Annotated in this window: 20 protein-coding genes; 16 read left to right on the top strand and 4 right to left on the bottom strand. The window is 58.6% G+C overall.

The genetic code is table 11. The features are described from left to right. The first annotated feature begins 175 nt into the window (after positions 1–175). The gene (gene moaA, locus HY011_32880; protein ID MBI3427743.1) at positions 176–1,177 is read left to right on the top strand and encodes a GTP 3',8-cyclase MoaA; all 1,002 of its coding nucleotides are present in this window, start codon (positions 176–178) and stop codon (positions 1,175–1,177) included. A gap of 104 nt (positions 1,178–1,281) precedes the next feature. On the opposite strand, the gene yhbH is transcribed toward moaA, so the two are convergent. Further along, the gene (yhbH, locus tag HY011_32875; protein ID MBI3427742.1) at positions 1,282–2,442 is read right to left on the bottom strand and encodes a sporulation protein YhbH; all 1,161 of its coding nucleotides are present in this window, start codon (positions 2,440–2,442) and stop codon (positions 1,282–1,284) included. 182 nt (positions 2,443–2,624) lie between these two features. On the opposite strand from yhbH, the gene HY011_32870 reads away from it, so the two are divergent. The 10 genes from HY011_32870 (at position 2,625) to HY011_32825 (ending at position 14,704) form a co-directional block, all read left to right on the top strand. Further along, complete coding sequence (locus HY011_32870; protein MBI3427741.1) at positions 2,625–3,152, top strand: DinB family protein; 528 nt, start codon at positions 2,625–2,627, stop codon at positions 3,150–3,152. A gap of 108 nt (positions 3,153–3,260) precedes the next feature. Next, entirely contained in the window at positions 3,261–4,289 is a 1,029-nt protein-coding gene (locus HY011_32865; GenBank protein MBI3427740.1) for a D-cysteine desulfhydrase family protein, read from the top strand. Between the two features lie 85 nt (positions 4,290–4,374). Then, positions 4,375–5,193 carry a hypothetical protein gene (locus tag HY011_32860; protein ID MBI3427739.1) on the top strand — a complete coding sequence of 273 codons (819 nt, stop codon included), beginning with the start codon at positions 4,375–4,377 and terminating at the stop codon, positions 5,191–5,193. Positions 5,194–5,269: 76 nt separating this feature from the next. Beyond that, a complete protein-coding gene (locus HY011_32855) occupies positions 5,270–7,321 on the top strand; it encodes an ATP-dependent helicase (GenBank protein MBI3427738.1) in 2,052 nt (683 codons plus the stop codon). A gap of 128 nt (positions 7,322–7,449) precedes the next feature. After that, positions 7,450–8,016 (top strand): hypothetical protein, encoded by a 567-nt coding sequence (locus HY011_32850; GenBank protein MBI3427737.1) that lies wholly within the window; start codon positions 7,450–7,452, stop codon positions 8,014–8,016. A gap of 5 nt (positions 8,017–8,021) precedes the next feature. Beyond that, positions 8,022–9,164: a hypothetical protein gene (locus tag HY011_32845; protein ID MBI3427736.1), complete on the top strand. Its 1,143-nt coding sequence runs from the start codon at positions 8,022–8,024 to the stop codon at positions 9,162–9,164. 11 nt (positions 9,165–9,175) lie between these two features. Continuing rightward, on the top strand, positions 9,176–9,820 hold the full coding sequence (gene epsI / locus HY011_32840) for an EpsI family protein (GenBank protein MBI3427735.1): 645 nt from the start codon (positions 9,176–9,178) through the stop codon (positions 9,818–9,820). 76 nt (positions 9,821–9,896) lie between these two features. Continuing rightward, the gene (locus HY011_32835; GenBank protein ID MBI3427734.1) at positions 9,897–10,841 is read left to right on the top strand and encodes a sugar phosphate isomerase/epimerase; all 945 of its coding nucleotides are present in this window, start codon (positions 9,897–9,899) and stop codon (positions 10,839–10,841) included. A 279-nt stretch (positions 10,842–11,120) separates the two neighbouring features. Next, positions 11,121–11,936, top strand: coding sequence for a hypothetical protein (locus tag HY011_32830; GenBank protein ID MBI3427733.1), 816 nt, complete (start codon positions 11,121–11,123; stop codon positions 11,934–11,936). Positions 11,937–12,298: 362 nt separating this feature from the next. Next, a complete protein-coding gene (locus HY011_32825) occupies positions 12,299–14,704 on the top strand; it encodes a hypothetical protein (GenBank protein MBI3427732.1) in 2,406 nt (801 codons plus the stop codon). A gap of 6 nt (positions 14,705–14,710) precedes the next feature. On the opposite strand, the gene HY011_32820 is transcribed toward HY011_32825, so the two are convergent. Further along, positions 14,711–15,460 (bottom strand): Sir2 family NAD-dependent protein deacetylase, encoded by a 750-nt coding sequence (locus HY011_32820; protein MBI3427731.1) that lies wholly within the window; start codon positions 15,458–15,460, stop codon positions 14,711–14,713. Between the two features lie 145 nt (positions 15,461–15,605). Here HY011_32820 and HY011_32815 point away from each other — a divergent pair, with 145 nt between their 5' ends. After that, a complete protein-coding gene (locus HY011_32815) occupies positions 15,606–17,534 on the top strand; it encodes a M1 family metallopeptidase (GenBank protein ID MBI3427730.1) in 1,929 nt (642 codons plus the stop codon). A gap of 108 nt (positions 17,535–17,642) precedes the next feature. Here the strand turns inward: HY011_32815 and HY011_32810 are convergent, their stop codons facing one another. Further along, positions 17,643–19,022, bottom strand: coding sequence for a c-type cytochrome (locus HY011_32810; protein MBI3427729.1), 1,380 nt, complete (start codon positions 19,020–19,022; stop codon positions 17,643–17,645). Between the two features lie 18 nt (positions 19,023–19,040). Then, positions 19,041–19,466: a hypothetical protein gene (locus tag HY011_32805; protein MBI3427728.1), complete on the bottom strand. Its 426-nt coding sequence runs from the start codon at positions 19,464–19,466 to the stop codon at positions 19,041–19,043. A 131-nt stretch (positions 19,467–19,597) separates the two neighbouring features. On the opposite strand from HY011_32805, the gene HY011_32800 reads away from it, so the two are divergent. From HY011_32800 to HY011_32785, 4 genes are read left to right on the top strand one after another with little or no spacing between them, the layout of a single operon-like run. After that, positions 19,598–20,752: an acyl-CoA dehydrogenase family protein gene (locus HY011_32800; GenBank protein MBI3427727.1), complete on the top strand. Its 1,155-nt coding sequence runs from the start codon at positions 19,598–19,600 to the stop codon at positions 20,750–20,752. Between the two features lie 11 nt (positions 20,753–20,763). Beyond that, positions 20,764–21,714 carry a hypothetical protein gene (locus HY011_32795; GenBank protein ID MBI3427726.1) on the top strand — a complete coding sequence of 317 codons (951 nt, stop codon included), beginning with the start codon at positions 20,764–20,766 and terminating at the stop codon, positions 21,712–21,714. After that, positions 21,711–22,172 carry a MaoC family dehydratase gene (locus HY011_32790; protein MBI3427725.1) on the top strand — a complete coding sequence of 154 codons (462 nt, stop codon included), beginning with the start codon at positions 21,711–21,713 and terminating at the stop codon, positions 22,170–22,172. Before HY011_32795 ends, HY011_32790 begins: the two co-directional genes overlap by 4 nt. Further along, positions 22,169–23,047 (top strand): CoA ester lyase, encoded by an 879-nt coding sequence (locus tag HY011_32785; protein ID MBI3427724.1) that lies wholly within the window; start codon positions 22,169–22,171, stop codon positions 23,045–23,047. The genes HY011_32790 and HY011_32785 overlap by 4 nt, the downstream gene beginning before the upstream one ends. The last annotated feature ends 200 nt before the right edge of the window (positions 23,048–23,247 follow it).

The raw sequence follows: 23,247 nt of genomic DNA, 5'->3' as shown, positions 1-23,247 counted from the left end.
ATTTTCGGGGCGTGATTACAAGACGTGGGAGATTTGATGGCGCGGAATATAGCACAGGCCCGCGCGATGTCAGCCAAAAAAATCAGCTAACCAAGGCACTCGCAATGATTGTTGCGGGAACGCCAGTGGCTGTTAGAATGCGACTTCACAAAAGGTAAGCAGAAAGAAGACTTCTATGATTTTGCCGATCCGCTTAAAAGACAGTTACGGGCGCGCCATTCGCGATCTGCGCCTCTCGATCACCGACCGCTGCAATTTTCGCTGCTTCTATTGCATGCCCACCGAGGCGATGGAATGGAAACCCAAGCCGGAAATTTTGCGCTACGAGGAAATTATCCAACTAGCCGAAATCTTTGTGGGCCTGGGCGTCAACAAATTGCGCGTGACGGGCGGCGAGCCGATGGTGCGGCGCGATCTCGAAAGCCTGATCGAACGGCTGGCCCGTATCGAAGGCCTTGCGGATTTAGCCATGACCACCAACGCGCATTTCCTGCGAGGCCGCGCCCAGGCGTTAAAGGACGCGGGCCTGCAACGCATCACCATCAGCCTGGATTCGCTCGAAGCTGAACGCTTTGCTTTGCTCACCGGGCGCAACGAACTGAAGCAGGTGCTGGACGGCATTGACGCCGCCTTGGAAGCCGGACTTGCGCCGGTCAAGGTCAACAGCGTCGTCATTCGCGGCATCAACGACGATCAAGCCGTCAGCTTCGCCGCGTTTGCCCGAGACAAAGGCGTCCAGGTGCGCTTCATCGAATTTATGCCGCTCGACAACGGCAAAGTCTGGCGGCGCGAAATGATCGTGCCGGGCGAGGAAGTCCGGCAAAAGATCAACGCCGTTTACCCGCTCGAACCCGTCGTGTCAGGCAATCTCAGCGAGACCGCCCGGCGTTGGCGTTTTGCCGATGGCGCGCCGGGCGAAGTCGGCTTCATCAACCCGGTCACGCAACCGTTCTGTGGGCATTGCAGCCGCATCCGCCTGACCGCCGACGGCATGATCCGCACCTGCCTGTTCTCAACCGTCGAACACAACATCAAAGCCCTGCTGCGGCGCGGCGCGCCCATCGAAGAGTTGCTCGATTTCATCGTCGCCACCATCGAGAAAAAAGAAGACCGCCATCACATCAACGATCCTGAGTTTGTGCAGCCGTTGCGCACGATGTCCTGTATTGGTGGATAGGCCGAAGAAAAAAGAGATTACGGAACAGACGGAATGGGCAGACAAGATTTAAGCCCTTCCGTATGTTCTGTTATTTCCGTCTGTTCCGTAATCTCTTCTTTGGGCTATGCCTCAATCCCGCGCTTCCCAAAAAACTCTTTCAACGCCGGATACACATCCTGCTTGTCGTCAATGCGCACGCCGATGAAGCGTTCCTTGTTTTTCAGCCGGTCGTTGTAAATCGAAAGCAGCGCGCCGGAACTGCGGCGATAGCTGCCCAGGCCTTCTTCGCCAATCTCGCCGTAACCGAACAGATTGCAAACCTCGATCAGCTTGTCCGCCAGCTTCACTGCGTCATCGTTGTCGGAGTAGTAGTTGTCGCCATCTGAAAAGTGAAACGGATAGACGTTCCAGTCGCGCGCGGGGAAGCGCTCTTCGATCATGTCGAGCGCGAGTTTGTAGGCCGAACTGACCACCGTGCCGCCCGATTCGCCCTGCGTGAAGAACTGCTCTTCGGTGACCTCTTTGGCCTCCGTATGGTGGCTGATGAAGACGATTTTGACCGCGTCGTACTTGGTGCGCAGAAACCGCACCATCCAGAAAAAGAAGCTGCGCGCGATGTACTTTTTGAACTCGGTCATCGAACCCGACACGTCCATCATCGCAATCACGACGGCGTTCGATTCGTATTTGACCTCTTCCTCCCAACTCTTAAAACGCATGTCCTCTTTCTTGAACCCGCCGATGCTGGCCTGGCCTTTTTCGCGCGCGTTGCGGCGGATGTTTTCGAGGATGGTGCGGCGCTTGTCCAGGTTCGAGAGCACGCCGGTGCGGCGGATTTCGGTGAACTTGGTGGTCTTGGCCTGCACGGCCTGCTTGGCCTTTTCTTCGAGGTACGGCAAATGCAGGTCTTCAAAGATGAGCGCGGCGATTTCGTCAATGTTGACGTCGGCTTCGTAATAATCCTGCCCTGGCTGATCGCCTGCTTCGCCTGGCCCCTGGCCCTGGCCCTGGCCGTCTTCGCGCCCGATGACATCGCCGACCTGGGTGTTGCCGTCGCCCTGGCCGACCTGTTTGCGTTTGCGGTGATCGAAGCGGAATTTGTATTCATCCAGCGCGCGCATGGGCACTTTGACCGTCTTGCGCCCGCGCGACAGGATGATGGATTCGTTGGAGACGATGGAGCCGAGATTCTTTTTGATGGCGTCTTTGATGCGCTCTTTGTGACGATCCTGGTCAATGATGCCCTTGCGCTGGAGCGACCAATCGTTGCGTTGGACTGACATACTGCAATCACCTCCGGTTAAATACTGCGGGGCGCATTGTACAACTTGGCTGGCTGAATTCGATAGGATGAACAATGGCATTTCGCAGGCGGGTTTTGACGAATGAATTGTTGCCGTGCGCTGGGCTGTGATAGCTTGATGCTCCTTTCAAAAACTCAACTCGAACAAGAACGGAGCAACAAATGACCCGCACCGAACTCGAACTCAAACTCCACCGCGACCGCGCCTGGACGCTGGAAACCTGGGCCGCGTATTCGCACGACGACCTGACACGCGGCATCAGCGTCAGCCGCGACCAACCCGATACAAAATGGAGCGCGCTCGATCATCTGGCGCATCTGGCCGGCATCGAGACCGTCTTCAACGCCCTGATCCGGCGGTATCTCGCGGGCGACCCACAGCCCATCAGCTTTATGCGCAACGCCGACGGCACGAGGGCCGAGTTGCCCGAGATCATGGCCCGCGTTCACGCGCTGAACGAAACCTGGGTCAACGAACAGCGCGGCAAGAGCTTCAGCGAAGTCGTCGCGCTGGGCCAGCGCGTGCGCGCCGAAACGCTGGCGCTGTTGGCCGAACTGACCGACGACGAGTTGCAACAGCGCGTGCCCGATGCGCCCTGGGCCGACGGCACGGTTGGCGGCATCCTGGCCGTCAACGGCGATCACGCGCGCCAGCATCACGGTTGGGTCACGCGCAGTCTGGCTGCATAAGAGGGGCTGTGCAGCGGACTATCAGTCTGCTGGCAGTTTCGGCCAGTCGTACAATGGCTGAGACCGCCAGCGGACTAACAGTCCGCTGTACTTTTCGAGGAGCCTTGGATGGAACAACCAAACTTTGCCGAAGCAATCGCGCGGCTCAATGCCATCCCGCGTTTGCAGTACGGCTATTACCCGACGCCGTTGGAAGAGTTGCCGCGCTTGCGGGCGGCGTTGGGCGCGGGTGCGCCGCGCCTGTTCGTCAAACGCGATGATTACAGCGGCCCCGGCTTCGGCGGCAACAAGGTGCGCAAGCTGGAATACGTGTTGGCACGAGCGCAAGCCGACGGCGCGGATATGGCAATCACCATCGGCGGCGAGAAATCGAATCACGCCCGCGTGACAGCGGCGATGTGCGCGCGGCTGGGCTTGCGTTGCGGGCTGGTGCTGAATGCGGCGGCGGTGGGGCACGAAGGTTGGGAGCCGGCGAGTCTGGCGGCGGACAGGTTTTACGGCGCTGAAATTCATCACGTCAGCAGCCGCGACGAACGCCGCAGCACAATGGCGGCAGTGGCTGAACAGTTTCGCGCGGCAGGCAAGCGCGTCGTCGAAATTCCACTGGGCGCTTCGATCCCGCTCGGCGCGCTCGGCTTTGCGCGCGCGGTGGCTGAGGCGCAAGCGCAACTCGAATCTCTAGGCATTGGCATCACGCACCTCTTTCATTCCAGTTCATCGGGCGGCACGCAAGCGGGTCTCGTCGCCGGTTGCCAGCTTTTCGGCCTGGACGCGCAAGTCATCGGCGTCAGCGCGGACGATCCCGCCGAGGCGATTGCTTTGGAAGTCGCCACGATCATCGCTGGTGTTGGTGAGGTGTTGGGCGCGCCGTTGCGCGGCGAGGCGACGGTGCTGGATCAATACGTTGGGCCGGGCTATGGCGTAGATTCGCCTGAATCAGTCGCGGCGCTCGAATTGGCAGCGCGCACGGAGGGGTTGCTGCTCGATCCGGTTTATTCGGCCAAAGCAATGGCTGGGCTGTTGGATTGGATCAGGCAAGGGAAGTTGACGGCCGATGACACAGTACTGTTCTGGCATACAGGCGGGCAGTTGGCACTGTTTTACCGGCCTGAAGCTGAGGCGGTACCGCGCGCGTGAGCAAGTGGCGCGTCAAGCCTGCCTGATTGACGCAAACTTCAACGCGCCGCTTGCTCACGCGCGCGGTACTGTTCCGATCATCAACATGACCAACCTTACACTTCGGCAAACACTGCCACCTTACGCGGTCGTTGCCAAAAACTACGCGACGCAGCACGCCAACGACATTCACAGCGACGCGGGCGCGGCGCGCTATGGCTTTGCCGGCGGGTTGGTGCCGGGCGTGGCGAATTACGCTTACCTGACGCGGCCTGTGGTTGAGGCGCTAGGCAGTGACTGGCTGATACGCGGCACAATGACAGCGAAATTTATTCAGCCGATTTATGACGGCGAAACGACTACAGTGCGCGCAACGGTGGCGCAGCTTGAACCGCTCGAATTGCAACTGGAATTGCGCAACGCTGCGGGCGTCTTGTGCGCCGTGGGCGTGGCGAACTTGCCGAATGAATTGCCGCCGCTTGATGCACGCGACTATCCCTTGTCGCTCCTGCCGCGTGAACGCCGCGCCGCCACGCTTGCGTCGGTGTGCGCGGGCACTGAACTTGGTTCGTTGGAATTCACGCTGGATTTGGCCGACACGGCGTTTCTGGAAAACATGTGCGAGACGTTGCCACTCTATCGCGGCACTGAAGCCGTTTGCCATCCGGCGTTCTGGCCCGCGCAGGCCAACGAAATCCTGATGCGCAACGTTGCGCTCGGCCCGTGGATTCACACGGCCAGCACGGTGCGGCATTACGCGCAGGCCCGGAACGGCGAGCGGTTGAGCCTGCGCGGGCGTGTGCAGGAAGCGTTTGAGAAACGCGGCCACGAGATTGTCGTGCTTGATTTGGGCCTGTTTGGCGAGGCTGAGCGCGCCATCGCACACATCCAACATTCGGCGATTATCAAACTGAGAGAAGTTTGAATCAGTACCGCGACCGGTAGGGAGCGCAGCCTTCAGCGCACGCTCCCTACCGGTCGCGGTACTAATCGTTTCACCCATGCGCAAATTCATCATCAAATCCGAGCAGGCCAAGCCTTCGGTCATCAACTACCGCGACGTGCTCAACGCAGAGCAGCGCGCCGTCGTGATGGCGGGCAAAGGGCCGCTGTTGGTCATCGCGGGCGCGGGGTCGGGCAAGACGCGCACGGCAACCTACCGCGTGGCGCGCCTGATCGAAGCGGGCGTGGCACCCGGGCGCATCCTGCTCGTGACGTTCACCAACCGCGCGGCGCGCGAGATGCTGGGCCGCGTCGAAACGCTGTTGCACGCTGAAACGCGGCGCGTCTGGGGCGGGACGTTTCATTCGCTGGGCAATCGCATCTTGCGGCGGCACGCGGCCAGCCTGGGCTACGAAAGCAATTTCTCGATCCTGGATGCCGAAGACGCCAAAGACATGGTCGAGACCTGCATCGAAGAGGCCGCGATTGATACGCGCGCGCGCCGCTTTCCCAAAGGCGAAGTGCTCAGCGGCTTGTTTAGCTACGCCACCAACACCGACACGCCGCTCGAACAACTCATCGCCGCCAAGTATCCCCAATTCGAGCCGTTAACCATGCAGATCGTCCGCGTAGACCGCTTGTATCAGGCGCGCAAGCTCGAACGGAATGCGATGGATTACGACGACCTGCTGGTCAATTGGAAGCGGCTGCTGGTCGAGAAACCCGACATCGCCGCGATTTATCAAGAGCAGTTCGAATACGTCCTCGTGGACGAATATCAGGACACGAACAAGCTGCAAGCCGAGATCGTAGATTTGCTGGCCGCCAAACACCGCAACCTGATGGTCGTCGGCGATGACGCGCAAAGCATCTTCGGCTGGCGCGGGGCCAACTTCGCCAACATCTTCGAGTTCAAAGACCGCTACCCCGACGCGCAGGTGTTCAAGCTCGAAACCAACTACCGTTCATCGCCGGAGATATTGATGCTGGCGAATGCCTCGGTCGGGCAGAACCGCAAGCAGTTCCCGAAAAACTTGCAGGCCGTGCGGCCCAGCCGTGGCTTCACGCCCGCACTGGTGGCGGCGCGCGATGCCGAACAGCAGGCGGCTTTCGTCGCGGCGCGCATCCTGGAATTGCGCGACGAAGGCGTGCCGCTGGATGAAATGGCGGTGCTCTATCGTTCGCACTTTCATTCGCTGGAATTGCAGTTGGAACTGACGCGGCGCGGTATCCCGTATGACGTGCGGTCGGGCGTGCGCTTTTTTGAGCAGGCGCACATCAAGGATGTCGTGGCCTATTTGCGCTTGCTCGTGAATCCGCGCGATGAACTGGCGTGGAAGCGCGTGCTCAAACTCATCCCCAAAATCGGCAACGCCACCGCCGCGCGCGTCTGGGAAAAGCTGGCTTACGTCGCGGAACCGCTGGCGCTGGTGCGCACGAATGAATTGGCGGGCGCGTTGCCAAAGGGCGCGCAAAGCGGCTGGGGCGAATTCGTCGAATTGATCAAATCCCTGCTCGAACCCGACGTCGTGAATCAACCGGCCAAGCAGATCGAATTGGTGCTGGCGCGCGGCTATCTGGAATACCTGCAAGCGCTGTATGAAAACGCCGAGGCGCGCGAGGAAGACTTGCGGCAACTGGCGAATTTCGCGGCGAGCTACGAGACGACCGAGACGTTTTTGAGCGAACTGGCGTTGATCAACACCGAACGCTTCGCCCCGCCGGGCGGCACCGCGGGCGTTGACGTGCTGATGGGCGGCGACGAAGACGAAGAACTCGCACTCTCTTCGGTGCATCAAGCCAAGGGCCTGGAATGGCGCGTCGTGTTTGTCTTGTGGGCCGCCGATGGCCGCTTTCCCTCGGCCCGCAGCCTGCGCGATGCCGAGGGCGAGGAAGAAGAGCGGCGTTTGTTTTACGTCGCGCTGACGCGGGCGCGCGATGAGCTGTATGTTTGCTATCCGCTGATGGAGAGCGAGCGCGGGCGGCAAAGCGTGATCCAGCGGCCTTCGCGGTTTGTGACGGAGGTGCCGCGTGAGTTGTTCGAGATTTGGAGTGTGGATGAGGAGTTGCCGAAGTTGGAAGAGATGGAGACACCGAAGCTGTTGAATTGAGAAGCCAAATAGGAAAGCTTGGCAATAACTATAGTCGAGCATATACTCTCGCCGCCCTAGTCAATTCGTGGTCAACGGCCAACAAAATAGCAACTCTGCCGACTCGGCAAATCAAAGGAAGGCACTTGATGGAGGAGAATGTTGCGGGCTATTTGCAACTCGATGAAATCCAGCTACGCGTACAGGTTTCAGAAGGTAAGGCGAAGCACCTCAAAGAAACCTGTATTTGGTCGCTCTGGTTTTGCGAGCACTCAAATGGAGTAAACCTTGGAGTCGCAGATGCAATTGAGGGAGAGCGAAGCAAGCTATACGGGATCAGATGGAATGAAGACGGATTAGATAATGAGGCGTTGAAAGGAAGCTACAACAAAGATGACGCTGTCCAGTATGGTGCTGAAGCGGTTGCGCTATTACTTTCGATGGAACATACCGAATATAACGCCGTAGAAAGAGCAACGACTGGCACAGGGGTTGACTACTGGTTGGGGCATAAGGACAGGCACCCAAATGAACCGTTTCATAGGGCAAGCCGTCTTGAGATTTCAGGCATAATGGAAGAGAACGCTGATAACAAAGTTGGTAGAAGGGTGAACGAAAAGCTCAAGCAAACAAAGCCGACCGATCATTTGTTTTCAGTTTACGTGGTCGTTGTCGAGTTCAGTCAACCGTATGCGACAATCGTGTTAAAGCAATGATTACCGTGAATGACTTGCACCCACAGGCAATGGATTTGGCTGAAATGGCCTTTTGGCATCGCCACACAGGCGAGGAAGAAAGAGCCAAATCACTTTTTGTAGAAGCTCTGAAGCTTGAAAAGCAAGCTGCCTTATTGTTGCCTAACACAAAGGAGGCTGAACCCTCGCGCTCAATCTTATTCAGAAGTGCGGCTTCGCTTGCTTACAATGCGGGTGACTATGAAACTGCAGATTGGCTTATAGCTAATGGGTTAGCCGGATTCCCTCCACCAGAAATCAAGGAAGAACTAAAGAATCTGTATGAAGATGTGAATTTCATGCGGCATCTTGCTGTGAGCGGTATTTCGTTGAGTAATGACAAATGGCTGATGACGATTTGGGGTGATGCAACTGGCCGGGGACGGACATTAGTCGAACATCTTGTGCAAAGGGTTGAAAAAGTAAATGTGATGTTTTACCGAACGGTAGAACGGCTTCTAAAAAAACCATACCGGGTTAATGGGGGTGTTAGTAAAGAACTGAAAGAGCAGTACGCCTTATTTGTGGACGCATTTGCGCCTGCCAGTTTCGCTATTTCGTTCCAAATTGGCAGTCTTGATTTACAACAAAGCCTATTTCCTGACGAGCAAAAAAGCGTGCTTGAGCCTGGGCGAATTATTGGCGAAATGATGGAGTGTATGGAAATCTTCGAAGGGCCAAGTCCTGAAAAGCTGAAGGAGCGAATTGACGACGAAGTTTATTATGAGAACTTTGTTGGTCTTGTGAAGCAGCTTGCCCCAGATGGGGAAGCCGTCAAATTGGTTGGTTTCAAGTCTATTCAAGCTGGGAAAGAAAAGCCTGTTACTCTTCGAAAGAAACGTAGTGCTATGCAGGCCGAGTCGAAAGAATCGGGAGCCGCCTTGAATGGAGTTGAATCGCACACGCCTGTTACATACACGGGGATTCTGAAATATGCTAACAGCCCGAAAAAAGATAAATTTGGCACGGTAAAGCTTGTTGATGCTGAGTCAAATACCGAGCACAAACTTAGAGTTCCAATAGCTCTAATGAAAGATGTAGTACAGCCTTATTATGGTGAGCGAGTGCTGGTTACTGCCAAAAAGGAAAAACAGGAGTTGCACTTAGAAGAAATCTCGCTAGATTCATAACGGCTTCCACGATGAAACCCAACCTCAGTTACCTCGGCATGCTCCTCTTCCTACTCTGTGCCGCCGCCTTCACCCACTACCTAATCAACGCCCGCGCCAGCGAAGCCGTACCGCCTCACGCCGCGCTCGCGACCTTTCCTGAACAACTTGGTGTGTGGAAACAGGTCGAAGCCCAGACGCTGACGCCGGGTTCCATTCGCGAATTGGGCGCGGATGATTTCACGTCGCGCACCTACGTCAATGAGCGGGGCGCGACGGTGTTTCTGTTCATCGCCTACTACGCCACGCAGCGCGCGCGCAGCACCTATCATTCACCGCAAAACTGTCTGCCGGGGGCGGGCTGGACGCTGGGCGATCATCAGTTACATCCCTTGGGCACGCCGCCGCAATTCATCAACGAATACCTGATCGAAAAGGACGGCGCGCAGATGCTGGCGCTGTACTGGTATCACGGGCGCGGGCGCGTGGTGGCGAGCGAGTATTGGGGGCGGCTGTATACGCTGGCCGATGCTGTCACGCGCGGGCGCACAGATGGCGCGCTGATTCGCGTGATTGTGCCGTTGTCGGCGCAGCAGATGCAGGAGCAAGCGCGGGAGGCGGGGTTGGCGTTTGCGCAAAGTCTGTTGCCGTTGCTGCCCGGCTTTGTCCCCGATTAAGCGGCTTGCGGCATTCCGGTATCGGCATTAGTATGCGGGCGTTTTGGGCTGACTGAATTCACTGAGGATGAACAAGATGCATACCCTGACCCGCCGCAATTTCCTGCAAACCTTGAGCGCCAGCGTAGCCGCACCTGCCGTGATTCGTGCGAATAGTTGGGCCGCCGCGAAAATCAAAAAGCTGCCACTGGCCGTTTCGACGCTGGGCTGTCCGAAATGGGATTGGCCGACGATTCTGAAAAACACTTCGCAATGGGGTTTCGCCGCATTAGAACTGCGTGGACTGCTCGACCAATTGGATCTGCCGAAGTGCCCGGAACTCAGCGGCACACGGTTACAGACATCGCTCAAAGACCTGGCCGCGCTTGATTTGAAAGTCTCCGATTTGGGTTCCTCAATGAATATGCACGAACCTGATGCCGCCAAGCGCGCCACGCTGATGGAAGAAACCAAGCGCTTTATTGATCTAGCGCACGCGATGAAAGTGCCTTATGTGCGCGTCTTTCCAAATACATTAGTCAAAGGCGAGGAGAAAGCAGTGACTATCGCGCGCATCATCGCTGGTTTGCGCGAGTTGGGGGATCACGCCAAAGGCAGTGGCGTCAGCATCATTGTCGAATCGCATGGTGAATTCACCAATGCGCCGTTGCTGTTAGAGATCATCCGGGGAGCCGACCATCCACAGGTCGCGTTCCTGTGGGATACACACCACACCTTTGTCGCCGGTGAAGCGCCAGAGGTAACGATTGGGCAATTGAAAGATTACCTGCGGCACGCGCATCTCAAGGACTCACGTCCAGACAGCACGGTTCGGAACGGCCACCGCTATGTACTGACCGGTACTGGTGTGGTGCCTGTCAAAGAGATTGTGCGTGTGTTGGTAAAAAACGGCCATCGTGGTTATTACTCGTTTGAATGGGAGAAGCGCGGTTATGCCGAGCTAGAAGAACCCGAAATCGCGTTTCCGCATTATGTGAAAGTGATGCGCGAATATCTGACCGAAGCTGGCGTAAAGGCCTAGCTATCAATCATCAACGGGGCAACTGACGGAGACGAAACTTTATGATGGAACAAAGACCTGCGGCGACAGTGAAGTGGGGCGAGTGGATCAATGAAGGCTGGCAGTTGTTTGCCGCCCGCTGGCAAGTGTGGGTGCCAATGATGTTGGTATTCATCGTGGCGCTGGTGGTGCCGATTCTGCCGGTTTATATCCTGGCGATTGGGATGAACATCGCTGCGGCTGGGAGAGATTCTGACGCTATCGGAGCCGTGCCCATCTTCGTCCCGCTGTTGGGGTGTTTTGGGCGGGTTGATTACGGTGTCGCTCTCGGCCTTTATGCTGGGCGGCGTTTATCGCACGGCTTTCAAACAGATGCGCGGCGAAGCCATCAGCGTGCGCGATATGTTCTCGGCGGGCGATGTGTTCCTGAGCATGCTGGGGGCGCTGTTTCTGGTGGGCATTTGCGTCGCCGTCGGCGCGGTGTTTTGCATCGTGCCGGGCTTTCTGGCGGCGGGGTTATTCTTTTTCACCTTTCCTTTGATCGTTGAGAAGAAACTGGGCGTGATCGAAGCGATGCAGCGCAGTTTCGAAATGACGCGCCCGAACATGTGGATGTTCATGCTTTTCGCCTTTGTCGTCGCCATTCTGGGTTCGCTGGGGCAATTGGCTTGTTACGTAGGCATGTTAGTGACCTATCCCTTGCAGTTTTTGATTGCGGCGGCGGCCTATAAAGATTGTTTTGGCGTGACGGGCGCACGCAGTTTGAACGCCAAATCGGCCTATCCGCCGCAGGCTTATAATCAACAGTCGTGGTCGAATCAACCACCACAATCCTATGGGCAACCGATTGCGCCGCCGCCCGTATCACAGCCGCGTCCGTTCAGTCCGCCAGCGCCGATGCAGCCGCCCGCGCAACCGTTTAATCCGCCTGCGCCGTCCGCGCAACCGCCGCAACCGCCGCTGGTGCCGACACAAGTGATGCCGGTGCCGAATTTCCCGGGCAGCGCGCCGCCGAGCGAATTACAGAGCGACCAGAAACATTGCCCCCATTGTCAGGCGGTGTTGCAACGCGCGGCGAATTTCTGCAATTTCTGCGGCAAACCGTTGCGGCAATGAGCGTGGCGGGCAACCGCAATAGCTTCGCAAGGCAAATGGCAAGCGTCACCCGCGCATACGTTCTTGGAATTGTTTGGTTGCGTGCGGCTGCCGCGAACCATTTGCCTTTTGATTTCTGGAGAATGGCGTGGCGGGAAGAGAGATTACGGAACAGACGGAAATAACGGAGCACACGGAACTTTGTCTGGTGATTCATTTCAGTTTATTCCGTTATTTCCGTCTGTTCCGTAATCTCTCTTTTGTCTTCGCGTGAAGTTACTGGCGTTTCGCTTACGTCTCGGATGAAAAAATGCCTGCTTACAATCGGTTTCCTTTGGCTCCTGGTTGGCGCACTGCCAGCGCGGGCGCAGGAACGCTTGATTGTGGGCACCTATGATCCGGCACAAGCCACGGGCCTGGTCCTAGGGTTGGCGTCGCGACAGGCCGACGAGCAGCGTCCGCAATGGCAAGGGTTTTTTGGCGTGCGCCTGCTGGTGTACCGGCAAGGCGCCGCCGTCGAAGACGCGCCGCCGCTGGAACGCATCGCGCTGTTTGGGCCGCAAGCCAGCGAGGGCCGCTATGGCCGCTTGCATTGGGAATTGCCCTTTGAGCGCAAACTCGCCACCTTGCAATGGACGCGCACCGGGCCGCGCACGGTGCTTGGGCGCTTTACAGCCCAAGCACCCGTGCGGGTGGCGCTCGAAACCTATCAGCCCTTTCCGCGTTTGAGCGAAGGCGGGCGGGTGAACTTTCGCGTGCAGGACGTGCGCACGATATTGGGCGAGCAGGTTGGCAAACTGAACGCCAAACCGTTGCGCATGCTGTTGCGCGCGGAACGCGAAGCCAGTGGTGCTGCTGCCTATAACGATGCGGCGGCGTTGCGTGACACTTTGAGCAAAGAGGGGCGGGCGCTGCCAATCCAGACCGAAGGCAACGCGGCATTTGGCGTGCAGCGGTTTGGCGCGTTGAGCTTTGAGTTGAAAGAGCAAGAGCCGCTCGGCTTCGTCATCGTGTTGGGCGAAGACGTGGCGGCGCTCGAACGCGAAGCCGCCCAGGCGTTGCACGAACCGGCAGCCAAAACGCTGGAACAGGCCGAGATCCGTTACGGCGCGGCGCGCCCGCGCAGCACGGGCTGGCTGGCCGATGCGCTGGAAGCATTGAGCCGCGCGGTCAATTGGAACCGGCTTTTTGTGCCCGAACTGCGCAGCGAATTCGCCTCGGCCTGGCGCGCCGATGCGCCGCAGCCCAAGCAAGTCAGCATGCACTGGGACGCCTTCATGCGCGCCCTGACGGCGGCGCTGATTGATCCGCCCCAGGCCCAAGCCACCGTGCGCGCCATGCTCGACCGGCTGGGCAGTGATGGCCGTTTGTCGCCCGCCAGTTTTCCCGTGAATAGTCAGCTCAATGCCGAAGCCACGGTTTCGAGCGGGCGTTCGATGCCGCCGGTGGGCGCGTTGAGCGCGTGGAAGATTTATCTGGCAACACAGGATGTGACTTTTTTGACGGCGGTCTACCCGCGGTTGAAACGTTGGCACGAATGGTGGCGCGCCGATCGTGGCGATGGGCAGCCCTGGCGTGACGGCAACGGCGACGGCTTGCTCGAATGGGGCTATGATGCCGAGTTGGAAGTCGGCGAGAGCGGCGCGCAGCAGATGCCTGCTGTGCTGAAACAGCAATATGCGGCGGCGGAATCGGGCTGGGATGATAGCCCGCAATGGCAACCTGATGACAGGTCTACTGCCGTGACGCCGAAACTGGCCGCGCCGTTCTTTAACGAAAAGTCGCACACGCTGGAAATGACGCCGGTTGGGTTGAACGCGCTTTATGCGCTCGATACGGAACTGCTTTTTCTGATGGCGCGCGAGTTGGGTTTGAAAGACGACACGGCCAAATGGGAAGTCGAATACGCGCGCCTCAAACAACTCTTTGACCTGCGGTTGTGGAGCGATGACGCCAAGCTTTATCTCAATCGCCGCTGGAATGGTCAATTCGCACAGCACGCGACCCCCGAAAGTCTATTCGCCCTCGCGGCGGGCATTCCTTCGCGCGAGCGCGCCGCCCAACTGGTCGAAGCCTTGCGCGACCCTCAGCGCTTTGGCGGTGAACCGCTCTTGCCCACCCTGGCGCGCGCTGACGCCGCCTTTTCGCAAGCGGGCCGCTGGCGCGGGCGCGTCTCGGCGCTGACGCATTATCTGGTTTATCTCGGATTGAAGCGCTACGGCTTTTACGCCGAAGCCTCGGAACTGGCGCGGCAGAGCACGCAACTCATGCGCGAGGCTTGGTGGCGCGATGCCAAGACGCGCGACAGTTTCGAGAGCGCCGCGCCTGAAAATGCCAACGTCATTTCACCGGTTAGCCCGCCACCCGCCACCTGGTTCGGCGGCCTGTTCTGGCTGCCGGGCCTCGAAGAATTGCTCACCCTTGATCCCTGGGCCGGCCTGACCATTGGTAACGAAGCCGTCAGCGCTGAGGCGCGCCTGAGCAATCTTTCCGTCGGCGGCGATCTTTACGATGTGGCCCTTGCGCCTGACCGTCTGGCTATTCAACGCAACGGCCAGGCCGATCTCGAATTGGACGCGCCCGCGCGGCTTTACAATTACCGCAGCACCGAACGCCTGCTCAATTTTTACAGCGAAGCCCGCAAACCGCTTGAGGTGCGCGTCCCGCCCAGCGCCGACCGCGAAATCTCGGCCTCCGTGGATGGCAAACTCGTAGGCAGTTCCCAGCCAGGCAAGGCGGCGCGCTTCAAACTGACGCCGGGCGTGCATCGTGTGGTGATCGTGCGTTGATATACGTCAATGCTGCTTGAGGCCGATCAATTTTGGCAAAGCCTGGCCGATTTCTTCCCGTACCACCAAATCCGCCATCCCATCTAACGGCGTTTCGGTGCGATTGATGATGATCAACGTGGCGCCGCTTTCCTTGGCGATTTCTGGGAAAGACGCCGCCGGATAGACGACCAGCGAGGAACCGGCGGCAATAAATACCTCGCAGGTTTGCGCGGCGATGGCGGCCATCTGCATTGGCAAGCCCGGCATTGGCTGGCCGAAGGAAATCGTCGCCGGTTTGAGCAAGCCCCCGCATTCTTCACATTCCGGCGCGGGGTCGCCCGCCGCGATGCGCGCCAGCGCCTCATCCATCGGGATGCGCAACCGGCAGGACAGGCATTCCGCCGCCGTCATCGTGCCGTGCAATTCGATCACCGCTTCTGCGCTGTTGCCGGCGCGTTGATGCAAGCCGTCAATGTTCTGGGTGATCAGCGCCGCCAGCCTGGCTTGGCGTTCCAGTTCGGCAAAGGCCAGATGCCCGGCGTTCGGCATGGCGTTGCGCATCTCGGGCCAGACCAGAAACTTCTGCCGCCAGGCTTCGCTGCGCGCGTCGCGGTCGTTGAGGAATTCGTCGAAGTAGATCATGCGGTTCGTAGCCCAGACGCCGCCGGGGCTGCGGAAATCCGGGATGCCCGATTCGGTCGAGATGCCCGCGCCGGTGAAGCCGACGATCTTGGTGGAGTGGGCGATGAGTTGGGTCGCTTCGGCAAAGTTCATAGCAGTTGAATGACGGAATTAGTCGAATGGTGATTGCAGCGCACGGCAGTGTAGCGGCGGCGCTTCACTGCGCGCAAGATTGACAGCCTTGGGGCCGCTTTGCCACTCTGCTGCGCAACAACTGTTCGATAGAGGAGACGCGCCGATGAGATTCCGACTGTGCCTGCTGATGCTGATTGTTTTCCTGGCGGTGGCCTGCCAACCCGCCGCCGACCCAAAGAGCAACGAGATGCAAAAGACAAACGAATCGAGTGCCGAAAAACGCGATGTGCATTCGTATGGCAATCCCGAACAAGTGCGGGTGAAGCACGTTGACCTGAATCTGCAAATTCAATTCGACCGCAAGGTGATGCTGGGCAGTGTGAGGCTGAAACTCGAACGCCTGGATAAAGCGGCGCGCCAGCTCAAACTCGATACGCGCGGCCTGAAGATCACTAACAACATCAGCGCGCTTGACGCCGCTGGTAAAGCCGAGAAGTTGCGCTTCACGCTCGGCCTGCCCGATAAAATTTTGGGCGCGCCGTTGACGATTGAATTGCCCGCGTATGATTGCGATGTGAGCATTGAATATGAAACCGCGCCGGACGCTTCGGGCTTGCAATGGCTCGCACCCGCGCAAACGGCGGGGAAGAAGCAGCCATATATGTTCACGCAATCCGAGTCCATTCACGCGCGCAGTTGGATTCCGTTGCAGGATTCGCCCGCCGTGCGCGTGACCTATTCGGCGCGCATCCATACGCCCAAAGAGTTGCAAGCGGTGATGAGCGCCGAGGTTTCCCCCTTGGGGCCGAGTGGTGTGACGGCGTCAGGTTATCACTTCAAAGTCTTCGAAATGAAGCAAGCCATCCCGCCATACTTGATCGCGCTGGCGGTCGGCGACATCGCGTTCAAACCGCTCAGCAACCGCACAGGCGTTTATGCCGAACCGGCCACGCTCGACAAAGCCGCGAAGGAATTGGAAGACACAGAGAAGATGGTCGCGGCGACCGAGAAGCTTTATGGCCCGTATCGCTGGGGCCGTTACGACATTTTGGTGTTGCCGCCGAGCTTCCCCTATGGCGGAATGGAAAACCCGCGCCTGACCTTTGCAACGCCGACGATTCTGGCAGGCGACAAGAGTCTGGTGTCGCTGATCGCGCACGAACTGGCGCATTCGTGGTCGGGCAATCTGGTGACCAACGCGACGTGGCGCGATTTCTGGCTGAACGAGGGCTTCACCACTTATCTGGAACGCCGCATCATCGAGGCGCTGTATGGCCGCGAGCGCGCAGAGATGGAAGCCGTGCTGGGCCGCCAAACGCTCGAACGTTCGCTGGCCGAGGCCGATGACCGCGACGAAATCCTGCACATCGATCTGACGGGCCGTGATCCGGATGATGGTTCGACCGAAGTGCCGTATGAAAAGGGCGCACTGCTATTGCGCCAGATGGAAGAGACCTTTGGCCGCGCGCGCTTTGATGATTTCCTGAAAGGCTATTTCGATCACTTCGCCTTTCAGAGCATCACGACGGCGGATTTTGTTACCTATCTGAAAAAGAATTTGCTGGACGCTGAGCCGCAACTGGCCGCCAAAATCCCGCTTGACGAATGGCTCTACAAACCGGGCTTGCCCGCCAGCGCGCCGCAACCCAAGTCGGACGCCTTTGCCCTGATCGAAACGCAGGCCAACGAATGGCTGCAAGGCAAACGGCCCGCCGCGCAATTGCCGGTAAAGGATTGGGCGACGCAACAGTGGCTGCACTTCCTGCGCTTCCTGCCGCCGCAATTAAGCAAGACGCAACTGGAAGAACTCGACCGCGCGTTCAAGTTGACGCAATCAGGCAACGCCGAAATTGCGCACATCTGGCTGCTGATCGCGATTCGCAACAATTACACGGCGGCGGATGCGCGGCTGGCCGCATACCTGAAATCCATCGGCAGGCAAAAGCTGATTCGTCCGCTGTATGAAGAGTTGGTCAAAACGCCCACCGGGCGTGCGCGTGCAATGCAAATTTACAAGGAAGCGCGTAGCGGTTATCACCCGATTGCGGTGACGGCGGTGGATAAGATTGTGCAATGGCCGGGCGCGCGTTGAACAGGACGGTACCGCGCGCGTCAGCAAGCGGAGACTCGCGTTACGGCACAGCGGCAAATCGTGAAGCAGCCGCTTGCTGACGCGCGCGGTACCGTTCCGGCGCGCCAACTACAGCGTCTTCAAATACTCGATCACCTGCCGCTTTTCCTGTTCGCTCAGCTTGAACCCGAACGGATGCCCAGAATTGCTCAACCCTGGCAATGTCGTATCCACCACCCGTCGCCGCGCTTCGGCAGGCGTGTCTTTCGGTGCGGATGCGTTCAACGCTTCGACCTTCAAACCTAGATTCTGCGTGTCGTAATCCTTGCTCGTGCCCACGCGGCGGAAGTATTTCGGGCGCGCTTCCGCCGTCAACACGCCGTAAACCGTCGGCACGGAACCGTTATGAAAATACGGCGCACTTGCCCAGACGCCATCCAGCGGCGGCGCGACGTAGCCTTTCGGTTCGAGGATGTGTTGCGAACCACCCTGACCGAACCAGGTTTTATCAATGTAAGCGCGAAACTCTTTGCTCAGCTTGGTCAGCCGCATGGGGTCAGTGCCGATGACTTCGAGCGGGATGACTTTGTTCGGATATTTCCCAGCGGCGTCATACGTGCCGTGGCAACCGGCGCAGGTTTTGGTGAAGACCTGTTCGCCCGCCTGCGCCAGCTTTGCGTCAATCGGCAGCGGGTATTTGGGTTTCTCGATGGATTTCAGATAGGCCAGGATGTCGCGGAACTCGTTTTCCCAGCCGCGAATCTTTTCGCCGTTCGGCTCGCCCATCGTGAATTGCATGATCGGGCGGGTGAAATCGCCGGTCGCCGCGCCATCGGAATAAAGCGCCGTTTTCTTTTTCAGGTACCACCACGCGGGCGGGTCCAGATCGAAGTCGGCGTACTCGCCCATCGGCAGCGGCTCTTTGCGATTCGACAAATCTTCGTTGCGCCGCCGCACCAGTTCCAGACTGAAGATGAAGGCGTTGGTGCGCCCGCGCGTCATCCCAAACGACAATTGAAACGGGCCACGCATGCCGGTGGCTTTGGTCATGTCTTCATACAGGGTTTGCATGTCGAGTTCGGTGTTGGGCATGCCGATCTTGCTCTCGCCAGTGATCGGCACGCGCCCGCCGTGGCAGAGCATGCAGGTTTGCACCCACATGCCGCTCTTGGTCGCCACGAATTGCAGCGGCGCGCCTTGATTGTCACTGGTCACGGCATCAGTCAGGCCGTAGCGTTCAAAGGCGACCTTACGCAACGAGGCCGGATCGTTCGGGTCGAGCTTGGCTTTCCATTCCGGCTCCCAGACTTTTGACGCGAGTTCGATCAGCTTGAGGTTGAGCAGCGGCGTGCCATAGGCGTTGTGCGTCAGATTGTGCAAGCCGCGTTCTTCCGGCGAAGTGTCGGCGGCTTGCATAGGCTTGGATTCCTGGCGAACGAGGAATGCGCCGAGCGCGAGCAGCACGAAAAGCAGCAAGCTGAAACGTTGCCATGAACGTGGATGAAACATGCGAACTCCTTTTCCGAATCAGGCCGATTGCGGTTGGCGGCTGGCCGACAGCCCGCCGTAATACGCCGCGACCAATTTGGTTAATTGCGAAATGCTGGTGAGCACGGCGAGTTGCGTGCTTACGCCAGAAGTAGCGGCTGCGCCCGCCAATACGAGCACATCCACCGTTGCGTAAACCAGCCACACCAGCAGGGCGGCTTTGACGGCAAAGCCTGGCTCCCAGCGGCGTCCCAGCCAGCGGCAAAATACAAACATCAGTGGCGCGCCGAAAATGATGCTGCAATAGGGCGCGGCCACTTGCACGTGGGCTTGGTAAAACTGACCGTCATGGCCGGGATTGATCAGGTAGCTGTATACGACCATATACAGAATGGTGCCCCCAACATTGAGCGCCATCACGAGTAGTGTGACGCCGCAAATCCACGCGAAACGCCGGAATGCCATACTCTGACCTCCATAAGTTAGCGAAAGTTGGATGGGTGAACTGCTGATTGAACGCCGCTGCAACATAGCTCAGACCCGCCGCGATGTAAACGCATAGACAAGCCGCGCGGCCACAGCATAGACTCACGTCCATGTTCGCGCCCGACAAGATACAGCAACACATCGTCGCCAACGTCCGCCAATTCGTCGAACGCCATGTTTTACCCGTCGCCAGCCAACGGGAACACGCCGATGAGTACCCACACGAGATTGTTGCCGGGATGAAAGAGCTGGGCCTGTTCGGTTGCAATGTGCCGGAAGAATACGGCGGGCTGGCGCTCAGTTACACCACCTTTGCGATGGTCATCGAAGAGTTGGCGCGTGGCTGGATGAGCATCGTCGGTCCCATCGGCACGCATTCGGTTATCTGTGACGTCATCAATCGCTTTGGGACGGAAGAACAAAAATGCGCTTACTTGCCGGGCCTGGCGAGTGGCGAACGACGCGGCGGCTTGGCGCTGTCTGAAGCCGACGCGGGCACCGATGTGCAACGGTTGCGCACGACGGCCACGCGCGTGGCGGGTGGCTATCGCCTCAACGGTTCCAAGATGTGGATCACCAACGGGCGGTACGGCAATACTTTCGTACTGGCGGCGAAAACGGATGCGAAGGCTGAGCCGCCGTACAAAGGCATCTCGGCGTTCATCGTTGAGAAAGGGCCGGGCTTCAATGTCGTGCGTGACATTGACAAGCTGGGGTACAAAGGCGTCGAAACCTGCGAATTGCACTTCGACAACTTCTTTGTGCCGGAAGAGCATCTGATTGGCGGGCGCGAGAACGAAGGTTTCAAACAGGTGATGACCGGCCTCGAAAGCGAACGCATCAACGTGGCGGCGCGCGGCGTGGGCTTGGCGCGCGCGGCGTTTGAAGACGCGATTCAATACGCGCAGCGGCGGCAGACCTTCGGCAAACCAATCTGCGAGCATCAAACCATTCAGATCAAGCTGGCCGAGATGGGCACGAAGATCGAAGCCGCGCGCCTGTTGACCTATTCCGCCGCCGATAAGAAAGATCGCGGCGAACGCTGCGATTTGGAAGCTGGGATGGCGAAGCTCTTCGCCACCGAGACGGCGCAGGAAGTGGCGCTCGAAGCGTTGCGGATTCACGGCGGCGCGGGGTATGCGAAAGATTTGAATGTTGAACGCTATTACCGCGATGCGCCGCTACTGATTGTTGGTGGCGGGACGAATGAGCTACAGCGGTTAATTGTGGCGAAGGGCTTGCTGGCGAAGTATCCGGCGAAATAAAGAGTCAGGCTATGACCAAACCGCGACAACAGCCACGTGCCAAAGCCCCACGCATCAATTCCGACGCAGTGCTCAAGGAGTTGTTCCAGGCTGCCGGTTCACCACTCTGGCGCGTGTTCGTCAAACGCGGCGTCAAGAGCTTTCTCAACATCGAATTCGCTTCGACCAAAACGCGCCGCGCTGATTTACTGATCGAAGAGGTGGACGGCGCGCTGACGCATCTTGAATTCCAAGGCAGTAACGACGCCAAAATGCCGTGGCGCGAATTGGAATATTACGCGCTGATCTTTCAACAAACTGGACGCATTCCCCGGCAAATCGTGGTGTATATCGGGCGCGGTAAACTGCGCATGTCGGCGCGCATCGCACAGCCGAAGCTGAAATTCGAGTGTATTCTGCTCGACATTCGTTCGCTTGACGCCGCGCCGCTGATCGCTTCGGACGAAATCGAAGCGAACATTATTGGCTTCCTGTGCGGCAACGGTGCGACGCGCGCGAATCTGCGGCGCATCCTGCGTAACATCTGCCGGTTGGCAGGCGCACGCCGCCGTGATGCGTTAACCCAATGGGCGCTGGTTGCGGGGTTGCGCGTCAAAGGAGAAGTATTCATCAAGGAGGCAACTGAAATGGGACTGGAAGCAGAGATCAAAAACAATCTGGTCTTGAGCGGCTTTTACAAGCGAGGTCATGCGGAAGGGCGGCAGGAAGGACGGCAGGAAGGACGGCAGGAAGGACGGCAAGAGGAAGGGGCGAATATTCTCCGTCTGCAATTGCAAACGAAGTTCGGTAGACTGCCGCAATGGGCGCTGGCTTATTTGCAAACGGCGCAAACCAGTGAACTCGAAGCCGCCAGTCTGCGGTTGCTGACGGCGGCGACGTTGGAAGAAGTCCTGCCCGCTCCCACGAACGGCGCGCCGAAAAAGACGCGCCGCCGCAAGCCTGTGACCGGAGCCGCGCGATGAACTACGGCAGATACTTTGAAGAATTCACCGTCGGCGCGCTCTACAAACATTGGCCAGGCCGCACGATCACTGAACACGATGACACGTGGTTCAGCCTGATGACGATGAATCAGCATCCGTTGCACATTGACGCGCATTACGCGGCGGGCACGCAGCACGGGCAGCGGCTGGTCAACGGCACGCTCGTCTTCAGTCTCGCCGTGGGCATGTCGGTCGCCGATGTGAGCGGCAAATGCATCGCCAATTTGGAATACGAACACATTAAACACGTCGGGCCGACGTTCCACGGCGATACGATCTACGCCGAGACCGAAGTGCTCGACAAAATCGAATCACGAAGCAAACCGGATCGCGGCGTCGTTTACGTCGAGACGCGCGCGCGCAATCAACGCGGCGAAATCGTGCTCGTCTTGCGCCGCCGCGTGCTGGTTCCGAAAACGCCACTGGATCAAGCATGAAAAATAATTTGACCGCCTTGCGCAGTCTGCTGTACGTGCCGGGCAATTCCGAAAAAATGATTTTGAAAGCGCGCGATTCAGCCGCCGACGCGCTGATTTTGGATTTGGAAGACGCCATCGCGGTCGAGCAGAAGCTCGCAGCGCGCGCAACCATCGTGCGTGCCCTGCGCGAAATGACCTTCGACGGCAAGGACGTGTTTGTGCGCATCAATGCGCTGACGACGGATTTCGGCTTGGAAGACGCGCGTGCCGTGGCGGCGGCGGGCGCGCCCGGCATTCTGTTGCCAAAGGCCGAGCGCGTGGATGATGTGACTACGCTCGCGCCCATTCTGCAAAGCCGCAACTGGGCGGGCGCGCAAACGGTGCACGACGCCAAGCGCTTATTGTTGCTGATCGAAACACCGCGCGGTGTGTTTGCGGCGCGCGAATTGGCCGAAGCCAGCGAATTGGTGGTGGGGCTGCTGTTCGGCTCGGCGGATTTGTCGCGCGAGGTCGGTTGCACGCTGAGCGATGATGAGCAGGAAGTGTTTTACGCGCGCTCGCATGTCTTGCTGGCGGCGCGGGCGGCGGGCGTGGCGGCGTATGACGCGCCGCATTTTGGCATCGCCGATTTGGCTGGCTTGCGGCAGCGTTGTCAGGCGGCGCGGCGGCTGGGGTATGACGGCAAGACCGCGATTCATCCAGCGCATTTGGAAATTGTGAACGCCGCCTTTGCCCCGACGGAGGCCGAGATTGCCACTGCCGAACGCATCGTCAACGCGTTGACGGCGGCGCCTGGCCGGGGGGCGATTGCGCTGGACGGCCAGATGATAGATCAAGTGCATCTGGCGGCGGCGCGGAAAGTGCTGGCGCAGGTGCAAGCCAAGAGTTTGTAGCAGCGCTCCCAGGCTAAAGTAGTTAGGACTTACGCAGAAGCATTGCCACAGAGGCACGGGGACACAGAGGAAAGACTTGCATGACTGGAAAACTTTCTCTCTGGCTCTGTGACTCCGTGCCTCTGTGGCAAAGTTTCCGGCTTTTGCGTAAGTCCTGGTAGTAAGCTAGCGGAGCCGAACCACTCCCCCAGCCGCGCCGT

It is taken from the genome of Acidobacteriota bacterium (assembly GCA_016196035.1).
GTDB lineage: Bacteria > Acidobacteriota > Blastocatellia > RBC074 > RBC074 > JACPYM01.
The sequence above is the reverse complement of the archived record's forward strand: the minus strand, read 5'-3'. Positions and strand labels throughout refer to the sequence as shown.

What these genes read in the sequence shown, in the direction of transcription:
- HY011_32865 (MBI3427740.1), top strand. Translation starts at nt 3,261, where the DNA reads ATGGAACAACCAAACTTTGCCGAAGCAATCGCGCGGCTCAATGCCATC.
- HY011_32850 (MBI3427737.1), top strand. Translation starts at nt 7,450, where the DNA reads ATGGAGGAGAATGTTGCGGGCTATTTGCAACTCGATGAAATCCAGCTA.
- HY011_32820 (MBI3427731.1), bottom strand. Translation starts at nt 15,460, where the DNA reads ATGAACTTTGCCGAAGCGACCCAACTCATCGCCCACTCCACCAAGATC.
- HY011_32805 (MBI3427728.1), bottom strand. Translation starts at nt 19,466, where the DNA reads ATGGCATTCCGGCGTTTCGCGTGGATTTGCGGCGTCACACTACTCGTG.
- epsI (MBI3427735.1), top strand. Translation starts at nt 9,176, where the DNA reads ATGAAACCCAACCTCAGTTACCTCGGCATGCTCCTCTTCCTACTCTGT.
- HY011_32835 (MBI3427734.1), top strand. Translation starts at nt 9,897, where the DNA reads ATGCATACCCTGACCCGCCGCAATTTCCTGCAAACCTTGAGCGCCAGC.
- HY011_32800 (MBI3427727.1), top strand. Translation starts at nt 19,598, where the DNA reads ATGTTCGCGCCCGACAAGATACAGCAACACATCGTCGCCAACGTCCGC.
- HY011_32810 (MBI3427729.1), bottom strand. Translation starts at nt 19,022, where the DNA reads ATGTTTCATCCACGTTCATGGCAACGTTTCAGCTTGCTGCTTTTCGTG.
- HY011_32870 (MBI3427741.1), top strand. Translation starts at nt 2,625, where the DNA reads ATGACCCGCACCGAACTCGAACTCAAACTCCACCGCGACCGCGCCTGG.
- yhbH (MBI3427742.1), bottom strand. Translation starts at nt 2,442, where the DNA reads ATGTCAGTCCAACGCAACGATTGGTCGCTCCAGCGCAAGGGCATCATT.
- HY011_32860 (MBI3427739.1), top strand. Translation starts at nt 4,375, where the DNA reads ATGACCAACCTTACACTTCGGCAAACACTGCCACCTTACGCGGTCGTT.
- HY011_32855 (MBI3427738.1), top strand. Translation starts at nt 5,270, where the DNA reads ATGCGCAAATTCATCATCAAATCCGAGCAGGCCAAGCCTTCGGTCATC.
- moaA (MBI3427743.1), top strand. Translation starts at nt 176, where the DNA reads ATGATTTTGCCGATCCGCTTAAAAGACAGTTACGGGCGCGCCATTCGC.
- HY011_32785 (MBI3427724.1), top strand. Translation starts at nt 22,169, where the DNA reads ATGAAAAATAATTTGACCGCCTTGCGCAGTCTGCTGTACGTGCCGGGC.
- HY011_32815 (MBI3427730.1), top strand. Translation starts at nt 15,606, where the DNA reads ATGAGATTCCGACTGTGCCTGCTGATGCTGATTGTTTTCCTGGCGGTG.
- HY011_32795 (MBI3427726.1), top strand. Translation starts at nt 20,764, where the DNA reads ATGACCAAACCGCGACAACAGCCACGTGCCAAAGCCCCACGCATCAAT.
- HY011_32790 (MBI3427725.1), top strand. Translation starts at nt 21,711, where the DNA reads ATGAACTACGGCAGATACTTTGAAGAATTCACCGTCGGCGCGCTCTAC.